The 8,073-nt window shown below is 64.2% G+C and carries 9 protein-coding genes and 2 riboswitches; of the genes, 4 read left to right on the top strand and 5 right to left on the bottom strand.

Annotation, left to right across the window (positions count from 1 at the left end; genetic code table 11):
- The first annotated feature begins 369 nt into the window (after positions 1–369).
- Complete coding sequence (aat, locus tag M8A51_RS02575; protein ID WP_251776542.1) at positions 370–1,146, top strand: leucyl/phenylalanyl-tRNA--protein transferase; 777 nt, start codon at positions 370–372, stop codon at positions 1,144–1,146.
- A 13-nt stretch (positions 1,147–1,159) separates the two neighbouring features.
- Complete coding sequence (locus tag M8A51_RS02570; RefSeq protein ID WP_251776541.1) at positions 1,160–1,900, top strand: arginyltransferase; 741 nt, start codon at positions 1,160–1,162, stop codon at positions 1,898–1,900.
- A 16-nt stretch (positions 1,901–1,916) separates the two neighbouring features.
- Here the strand turns inward: M8A51_RS02570 and M8A51_RS02565 are convergent, their stop codons facing one another.
- Entirely contained in the window at positions 1,917–2,561 is a 645-nt protein-coding gene (locus M8A51_RS02565) for a CoA transferase subunit B (protein ID WP_251776540.1), read from the bottom strand.
- Positions 2,562–2,584: 23 nt separating this feature from the next.
- Positions 2,585–3,286, bottom strand: coding sequence for a CoA transferase subunit A (locus M8A51_RS02560; RefSeq protein ID WP_251776539.1), 702 nt, complete (start codon positions 3,284–3,286; stop codon positions 2,585–2,587).
- A 120-nt stretch (positions 3,287–3,406) separates the two neighbouring features.
- Here M8A51_RS02560 and M8A51_RS02555 point away from each other — a divergent pair, with 120 nt between their 5' ends.
- A complete protein-coding gene (locus M8A51_RS02555; protein ID WP_251776538.1) occupies positions 3,407–3,955 on the top strand; it encodes a PAS and helix-turn-helix domain-containing protein in 549 nt (182 codons plus the stop codon).
- A 4-nt stretch (positions 3,956–3,959) separates the two neighbouring features.
- Here M8A51_RS02555 and M8A51_RS02550 read toward each other — a convergent pair whose 3' ends face one another.
- The 3 genes from M8A51_RS02550 to M8A51_RS02540 are packed head-to-tail and all read right to left on the bottom strand — an operon-like array spanning position 3,960 to position 5,818.
- Positions 3,960–4,379 (bottom strand): acyl-CoA thioesterase, encoded by a 420-nt coding sequence (locus M8A51_RS02550; protein WP_251776537.1) that lies wholly within the window; start codon positions 4,377–4,379, stop codon positions 3,960–3,962.
- Between the two features lie 6 nt (positions 4,380–4,385).
- On the bottom strand, positions 4,386–5,036 hold the full coding sequence (locus M8A51_RS02545) for a YceH family protein (RefSeq protein ID WP_251776536.1): 651 nt from the start codon (positions 5,034–5,036) through the stop codon (positions 4,386–4,388).
- Positions 5,036–5,818: an SDR family oxidoreductase gene (locus M8A51_RS02540; protein ID WP_251776535.1), complete on the bottom strand. Its 783-nt coding sequence runs from the start codon at positions 5,816–5,818 to the stop codon at positions 5,036–5,038. Before M8A51_RS02540 ends, M8A51_RS02545 begins: the two co-directional genes overlap by 1 nt.
- A gap of 250 nt (positions 5,819–6,068) precedes the next feature.
- On the opposite strand from M8A51_RS02540, the gene M8A51_RS02535 reads away from it, so the two are divergent.
- A complete protein-coding gene (locus tag M8A51_RS02535) occupies positions 6,069–7,754 on the top strand; it encodes an electron transfer flavoprotein-ubiquinone oxidoreductase (protein WP_251776567.1) in 1,686 nt (561 codons plus the stop codon).
- 88 nt (positions 7,755–7,842) lie between these two features.
- A riboswitch (glycine riboswitch) is annotated at positions 7,843–7,932 on the top strand.
- Between the two features lie 11 nt (positions 7,933–7,943).
- A riboswitch (glycine riboswitch) is annotated at positions 7,944–8,059 on the top strand.
- Positions 8,060–8,073: the final 14 nt, after the last annotated feature.

The raw sequence follows: 8,073 nt of genomic DNA, 5'->3' as shown, positions 1-8,073 counted from the left end.
CCTGTCAAGCACTCAGCTCTTTTTTCTTCGCCTCCCGCTTTCGGCACCCGCCTCTTTTCGAAACCAGCACCGCGTTCAGCGAAGACAGTGACTGTAGCACAGAAAAAAAGAAAGGCGCAAGCAGGTCTTGGTCAGTTACTACGCCCCTTGCCCGGGGGACATACATCCGACGGTCCCGGCAGTATCCTCCGGTCGGACGGGCATGGCGCCACGACGCGTAGTCCGCGCTTGGCCGGTAAGGTCGGATCCAGCGGTTGGGGAACCTCTACGATCTCTCCTGTCATCGGCATTCCGGGCGGCCGTTGGCCGCCCATTCTTTTTTCCGGCCCACGCACTGCGGGGGATTGAACTCTCGGGCAGCATGGCTCCATGAGCGCTTTGTCGATCGCTTGGCTCGAAGACCGCGGGGACGACTTCCCTCCAGTGGAGTTCGCGCTTGGAGTTCGCTCGGAGGCGCCCGGGCTGCTGGCGGCCGGCGGCGACTTGAAACCGCCGAGGCTGCGCCGCGCATACGAGCATGGCATCTTTCCGTGGTACAGCCTTGGTCAACCCATCCTGTGGTGGAGTCCCGACCCGCGGATGGTGCTGCACACTGCCGAGTTCAAGCTATCCCGCTCACTGCGCAAGACGTTGCAACGGTTCATCGGTACCCCAGGTTGCGCGCTACGCGTCGACACGGCGTTCGACGAAGTGATCCGCGCGTGCGCGAAGACTCCGCGCCCCGGGCAAGATGGGACATGGATCGTCCCCGAGATGGTCCGCGCGTATTGCGCCTGGCATCGCCTCGGCGAAGTTCACTCCTTCGAGACGTGGGTTGACGGCAAACTCGTCGGCGGCTTGTATGGTGTCTCGGTCGGTCGCATGTTCTTCGGCGAATCGATGTTCTCGCGGCAAACCGATGCATCGAAGATCGCCCTGGCTGCGCTGGTGGCGTTCTGCCGCGAACATCACATCGACCTCATCGACTGCCAGCAGCGCACCGCCCACCTCGCGTCGTTCGGTGCGAGGGAGATTCCGCGCCGAGAGTTCACACGGCACCTGCATACGGCGACGCAACAGGAGCCGGTGGAAGAATGGGCCTATCATCCTTCGACATGGGCCCGCCTGGGCCTGCAGCCTCCCGCTTTCGGCCTCGTGCCCGCTTGAGGAACTCTGAGACATGACGCACCCCAAGGAGCTGCCTCTCGCGTCGCTGCAGTTCTATGCGACTGCGCCTTACCCATGCAGCTATCTGCCTGGCCGACAGGCGCGCTCACAGGTGGCCACGCCAAGTCACTTGATCCAAGCCGAGACTTATTCCGACCTGGTGTCCAAGGGATTTCGCCGTAGCGGGATGTTCACCTACAGGCCCTACTGTGATGGATGCCGTGCGTGTGTCCCGCTGCGCATTGCGGTCGACCGGTTCGAACCGAACCGCAGCCAACGCCGGGCCATGAAGGCGCACTTCGAGTTGCAGGCGCGGGTGCTGAGACTGTGTTTCGTGCCAGAGCACTATCAGCTTTATCTACGCTATCAGTCGGGCCGGCACAGCGGTGGCGGCATGGATCACGACAGCATCGACCAGTACACACAGTTCCTGCTGCAGAGCAGGGTCAATTCGCGCCTGGTGGAGTTTCGCGAGCCGGCGCCTCCAGGCGAACTCGGCAGGCTGAAGATGGTTTCGATCCTCGATGTGCTGAACGATGGGTTGTCAGCCGTCTACACGTTCTACGAGCCGGAGCCGAACACGAGCTATGGCACCTACAACGTGCTGTGGCAGATCCAGCAGACGAGGCAGCTGAAGCTGCCATACGTCTATCTCGGCTACTGGATCTCGGAAAGCCGCAAGATGGCCTACAAAGCCCAGTTCAAGCCGCACGAACGGCTGCTCGACGGCCGCTGGCAGCCGGGCCCGGACTGACGCGGCCTCTTCCTGGTCAAGCGGCCAGATGCGACAGTTGCACTGGCGCACCCGTCTGCGTGCGGATGTCGTCGGCCGTCACGCCGGGGGCGAGTTCGATGCACTTGAAGCCCTCGGGCGTGACGTCGAGCACGCACAGGTCGGTGATGACGCGGTTGACGACGCCAACGCCGGTCAGAGGCAGCGTGCACTTCTGCAGCAGCTTGTGCTCGCCGTTCTTGGCGCTGTGCTCCATCAGCACGACGACGCGGCCGACACCGGCGACGAGGTCCATCGCGCCGCCCATGCCTTTCACCATCTTGCCGGGGATCATCCAGTTCGCAAGATCACCCTTTTCGCTCACCTGCATCGCGCCCAAGATGGCGAGATTGATCTTGCCGCCGCGAATCATCGCGAAGGAGTCGGCTGACGAGAAGATCGACGAGCCGGGGAGCGTGGTCACGGTCTGCTTGCCGGCATTGATCAGGTCGGGATCGACCTGGTTGTCGGTGGGGAACGGGCCAATGCCGAGCAGACCGTTCTCGCTTTGCAGCCAGACCTCCATGCCCTTCGGGACATGGTTCGCCACCAACGTGGGCAGGCCGATGCCCAGGTTCACGTAGAAGCCGTCCTGCAGCTCGCGCGCGGCGCGGGCCGCCATTTCGTCACGGTTCCAAGCCATTGCTGTTCTCCTAGGGCTGCGTGTCAGGCCGATGCGCGCACGGTGCGCTGCTCGATGCGTTTCTCGGGTGTGGCGTTGACCACGATGCGGTGCACGAAGATGCCGGGCAAGTGGACCTGGTCCGGATCGAGTTCGCCGGTTTCGACAACCTTCTCGACCTCGACGACGGTGATCTTGCCGGCCATCGCGACGTTGGGATTGAAGTTGCGCGCGGTGCGACGGAACACCAGGTTGCCGGACTTGTCGGCGATGTGGGCCTTGACCAGCGAAATGTCGGGGACGAGCGAGCGCTCCATCACGTAGGGCACGCCGTCGAACTGGCGCACCTCCTTGCCTTCGGCGACGATGGTGCCGACGCCGGTACGGGTGAAGAAGGCCGGAATGCCGGCGCCGCCGGCGCGCAGCTTTTCAGCCAGTGTGCCCTGCGGCGTGAATTCCAGTTCCAGCTCGCCGGACAGGTATTGGCGCTCGAACTCCTTGTTCTCGCCGACATAGCTGGAGATCATCTTCTTGATCTGGCGCGTCGCGAGCAGCTTGCCGAGGCCGAAGCCGTCGACGCCCGCGTTGTTGGAGATCACCGTCAGGCCTTGCACGCCGGAGGCTTGCAAGGCGTCGATCAGCGCTTCGGGGATACCGCACAGCCCGAAGCCGCCCACGGCCATCAGTTGACCGTCCTTGACGATGCCCTTCAGCGCCTCGGCAGCGCTGGGATACACCTTGTTCATGCGAGTCTCCTTTGGACACGAACTGGAATGGAGGGAAACGGCGCACAGCGTACTACGTATCGGCATACGTAGAATCGCCTAAGGGAAGCCCTTGATGGCAGCGAGGCCAGGGCGCGCAACATGGGCCAGGACGTCGACTACCGCATCGCCTTCGAACTCGCACCGGTGGGGTTGGTGCTGTCACGCCACCGGGTCATCGTGGACTGCAACGAGGCGTTGGCAGAGATGTTCCGCACCTCGCGCGAGTTGCTGATCGGCCAATCCTTCCTGATGCTCTATCCCAGCCCGGAGGAGTTCGAGCGCACCGGCGAGCGGATCACCCCGGTGCTCAATGCGCGCGGCCGCTACGCCGACGACCGCATCATGAAGCGCGGTGACGGCGATCTGTTCTGGTGCCACGTGACCGGTCGCGCCATGGAGCGCGCCTCGCCGCACGCCGCCGGCATCTGGTCGTTCGAGGACTTGTCGTCGCGGCGTCCGGTCAAGGCCGAGCTGACCGGGCGTGAGCGCGAGGTCGCGGCACTGTTGATCGAGGGGCAGACCAGCAAGCAGATCGGCCGTGTGCTGGGCATCAGCCACCGCACGGTGGACATCTACCGGGCGCGCCTGATGCGCAAGTTCAAGGCGTCGACGACGCCGGAGTTGGTGCAGCGCCTGCTCGCGGGCTAGGCGCTCATTCGATGACGGTGCGCAGCCAGTCGGGCAACGGCACCGACTTCTGCTGGGGAAAATCGACCCAGACAGTCGTCGCGCCGCCGGCCGCGTAGACCGTGCCGGGGTTGTCGGTGCGTTCGAGCGTGATGAAGGTGTCGAAGCTGGTGCGCCCGGGGTTCGCGACGTAGTGCTTCGCGAGGATGGTGCCCGGAAACTCGAGCTGACGATAGAAGTTGCAGAACGCGTTGATGATCACCGGGCCTGTGCCCTGCGGGTCGGGCGCACCGCCCAGGCCATGCAGCCACTCGATGCGGATGATCTCCAGGTAGCGGAAATACATTGCATTGTTGACGTGGCGCATGGCGTCCATGTCCCCCCAGCGGATGGGGATCTGCATCTCGTGCACCAACTTCTTCTGTTCCGGGATCTCGATTCTCATGAGGCCTCAGGTGTCGGCTTTCTGGACGCCGAGTTCGGTATAGAGACGTTCGACGAGAGCGCGCAGTTCAGCGACTTCGGCGCGCAGCGCGGCCAGCTCGCCAGGCGCGACCGTCGCAGCCGGCTCGGACACGGGGGCTGACGAAGCGACGTCGACCGGTCCACCGAGCAGTTGGGCCCAGCGGTTCTCGCGCATGCCGGGCGCACGCGGCAGCTTGACCACCAGCGGCGGGTCGCGCTCGGACAATTCATCGAGAAAGGCATCGACCGACGAGACGTCGGCGAACCGGTGCATTCGTTCGCTGTGGATGCGCAACTCCGCGGCTGTCTGCGGCCCGCGCAGCATCAGCAACGTCAGCAGCACGACGCTCTGGCTCGGGATGCCGAGCACGCGCTGCACGTTGTGCTCATAGCGACTCACTCGGCTGCCCGAGGTCTGGTTGACCAGGCTCAGGTGGCGCAACTCGTCAACCGTCTGCTGCACTTCGGCCTCGGGCAATTCCATCACCGGTTGGCGCGCGGTCTTCTGGTTGCAGCCGGCCGTCAATGCATTGAGCGACAGCGGGTAAGTGTCGGGCACCGTGAGCTGCTTCTCGACCAGCACGCCGAGCACGCGGCACTCAGCGGCGGACAATGGACGCAAGGAAACGCCGGCCATCAGACACCGAAGCCGTCGTCGGCCGCGATCACGGCGCCGTTGATGAAGTGACTCTCGTTGGAACACAGCATGACGATCAGCGCATCGAGGTCCTGCGGCTGCCCAAGCCGCTTGCGCGGCAGCATCTGGATCAGCTTCTGGCCCTGCTCCGTGTTCCAGTGATGGTGGTTGATCTCGGTGTCGATGTAGCCGGGGCACACGGCGTTGACGTTGATGCCGTAGCGGCCCCACTCCAGCGCCATCGCACGCGTCATGTGCACGACCGCTGCCTTGCTCATCGCGTAGACGCCGATCTGGCCGAGCGGGCGCAGGCCGGCCATGGACGCAACGTTGACGATGCGCCCGCCGGTGTAGGTGCCGGGGGCCGCGCCGCGCGCGCGAGCAAGCATGCGCTTGCCGACTTCTTGTGCAACGAAGAAGGCGCCACGGGTGTTGGTGTCGAAGACGTAGTCGTAGTCGTCGGGCGTGACGTCGGTCAGCTTCTGCGTGGTGCTGACGCCGGAGTTGTTGACGAGGATATCGATCCCGCCAACTTCGGTTTCGGCATGGGCGACGGCAGAGCGGATGCTGCTGGTGTCGGTCACGTCGAGACCAACAACGTGAGCGTCGCCGCCTTCGGCCTCGATCTCGGCGCGCAGCGTCTTCAGACGCTCGATGCGTCGCCCGGCCAGCACGACGGCGGCGCCAGCGCTTGCCAACGTCTTTGCGAACTGCGTACCGAGGCCGCTGGACGCGCCGGTGATGAGCGCGACGCGCCCGGATAGGTCGATGCTGTAAGCCATGGAAGCCTTTCGTGTCTCAGGTATCGTCTGTGGATTGCGCGCCGCTAGCGGCGCGGATGCGGCAAGGATAGCGGCAGCTGGCGGCCACGGCGTGTCGCTGTGTAGACAGCGCTTTCCACCGTGCAGGACGGCCGCGGCGCAAGTGCAACAGCAGGCATAAGATAATAAAAGCACGATCGTTCGATTTCTGATGACGCACCGATAGAATCGCGCGGTCGCAGCCGAACCGAGACACTAGAGGAACATGACGATGACCCCACAGCAGATCCTGGAGCAGTACGGTCCCCGCGAATCGATGGAGTACGACGTGGTGATCGTCGGTGGGGGGCCTGCCGGCCTGGCCGCGGCCATCCGGCTGAAGCAGGTCGCGGCCGAGAAAGGCCAGGAGATCTCGGTGTGCGTGCTGGAAAAAGGCTCCGAACCGGGCGCGCACATTCTTTCCGGTGCGGTGATGGACCCGCGGGCGATGAACGAGTTGTTCCCGAACTGGAAGGAACTCGGCGCCCCGCTCAACCAGGCAGTGACGGGCGACGACGTGCTGACGTTGACCGAGACGGGATCCACTCGCATCCCCGACTGGCTGATGCCGCGCAACTTCCACAACGACGGCTGCTACGTGATCTCGCTGAGTAACGTCGTCAAGTGGATGGCGCAGCAGGCCGAAGGGCTGGGCATCGAAATCTTTCCCGGCTTCGCCGCCGCTGAAGTGCTTTACGACGAGCAGGGGCGCGTCAAGGGCGTGGCCACCGGCAATCTGGGCGTCGAGAAGAACGGCGAGCCGGGCCCGAATTTCCAGCTCGGTATGGAACTGCTCGGCAAGTACACCGTCTTTGCCGAAGGCGCGCGCGGGCACCTGGGCAAGCAGCTGATCGCGAATTACCGGCTGGACGCCGGCAAGGACCCGCAGACCTACGCCATCGGCGTCAAGGAATTGTGGGAGATCGACCCGGCCAAGGCCAAGCCAGGGCTGGTGGTGCATACGGCCGGCTGGCCGATGGACGACGACACCTTCGGTGGCGGCTTCCTGTATCACCTGGAAGACAACAAGGTGACACTGGGCTTCGTGATCGGCCTGGATTACCAAAACCCCTACATGAGCCCGTTCGAGGAGATGCAGCGCTGGAAGACGCACCCGGCGATCCGCGCGCACATCGAAGGCGGCAAGCGCATCGGCTACGGCGCGCGCGCCATCAATAACGGCACGCCGCAGGCATTGCCGAAGACGGTGTTTCCGGGCGGCGCACTGATCGGCTGCGACGCCGGCTACCTGAACGCGGCACGCATCAAGGGCAGCCACGCAGCCATCAAGAGCGGCATGATGTGCGCGGACGCGATCGCCGACGCCTTGCAGGCCGGCCGCGCACTGGACGAGTTGTCGGCCTACCCGGAGGCGTTCGAGAAGAGCTGGCTCAACGAAGAACTGCAGCAGACTCGCAACTTCAAGAACTGGTTCAAGAAGCCGCCGCTGGTGGCCAAATTGATGACAGGCATCGAGCAATGGTTTCTGCCGAAGATCGGCATCGGCATCCCGCCGTGGACATTGCATCGCAAGGACCCGGATCACGTGTACCTGAAACCGGCCAACGAGTGCCAGCCCATCGTCTACCCGAAGCCGGACGGCAAACTGACGTTCGACCGCCTCTCGTCGGTGTTCATCAGCAACACCAACCATGAAGAAAACCAGCCGGCGCACCTGACCTTGAAGGACGACCGCATTCCGGTGCAGGTCAATCTGGCCAAGTACGCGGGGCCGGAAAGCCGCTACTGCCCGGCCGGTGTGTACGAATTCGTGCCGGCAGAAGTCGGCGGCGAGCGGCTGCAGATCAACGCGCAGAACTGCGTGCACTGCAAGACCTGCGACATCAAGGACCCGACACAGAACATCGTCTGGGTCACGCCCGAAGGCGGCGGTGGCCCCAACTACTCGGGCATGTAAAACCGCCTCGGTCGCCTCTTTACCGCGCCGCGCGAGTCGCTCCCGCCGGCGCGGTTTTCGTTGGTGCGCAGCAGCCCGGCGGATATACTGCGCCGGGTCAGGAGAGAGCTTCCTCGCGAAGCCGCCGAAGGCGCAGGGTGAACCCCGAACGCTCAGGCAAAAGGACTGGCAAACGCCTCCCGAAGGAGGCGTCACCTCACTGGAGAGAGGCGGGTCTGCGAGCCCGCCCACCGAAGGGGCAAGCCGCGGCGCACCTGAAGGGTGCAGCGGCCAATCTCTCAGGTAAAGCGGACAGCGAGGGCAGCTCCACCGTGCCGCG

Origin of the sequence: Caldimonas mangrovi, from assembly GCF_023721835.1 — a bacterium.
In the GTDB taxonomy this organism is placed as follows: domain Bacteria; phylum Pseudomonadota; class Gammaproteobacteria; order Burkholderiales; family Burkholderiaceae_C; genus Caldimonas; species Caldimonas mangrovi.
Note: the sequence above shows the minus strand (reverse complement) of the source record. Positions and strands in the feature narration are given on the sequence as shown.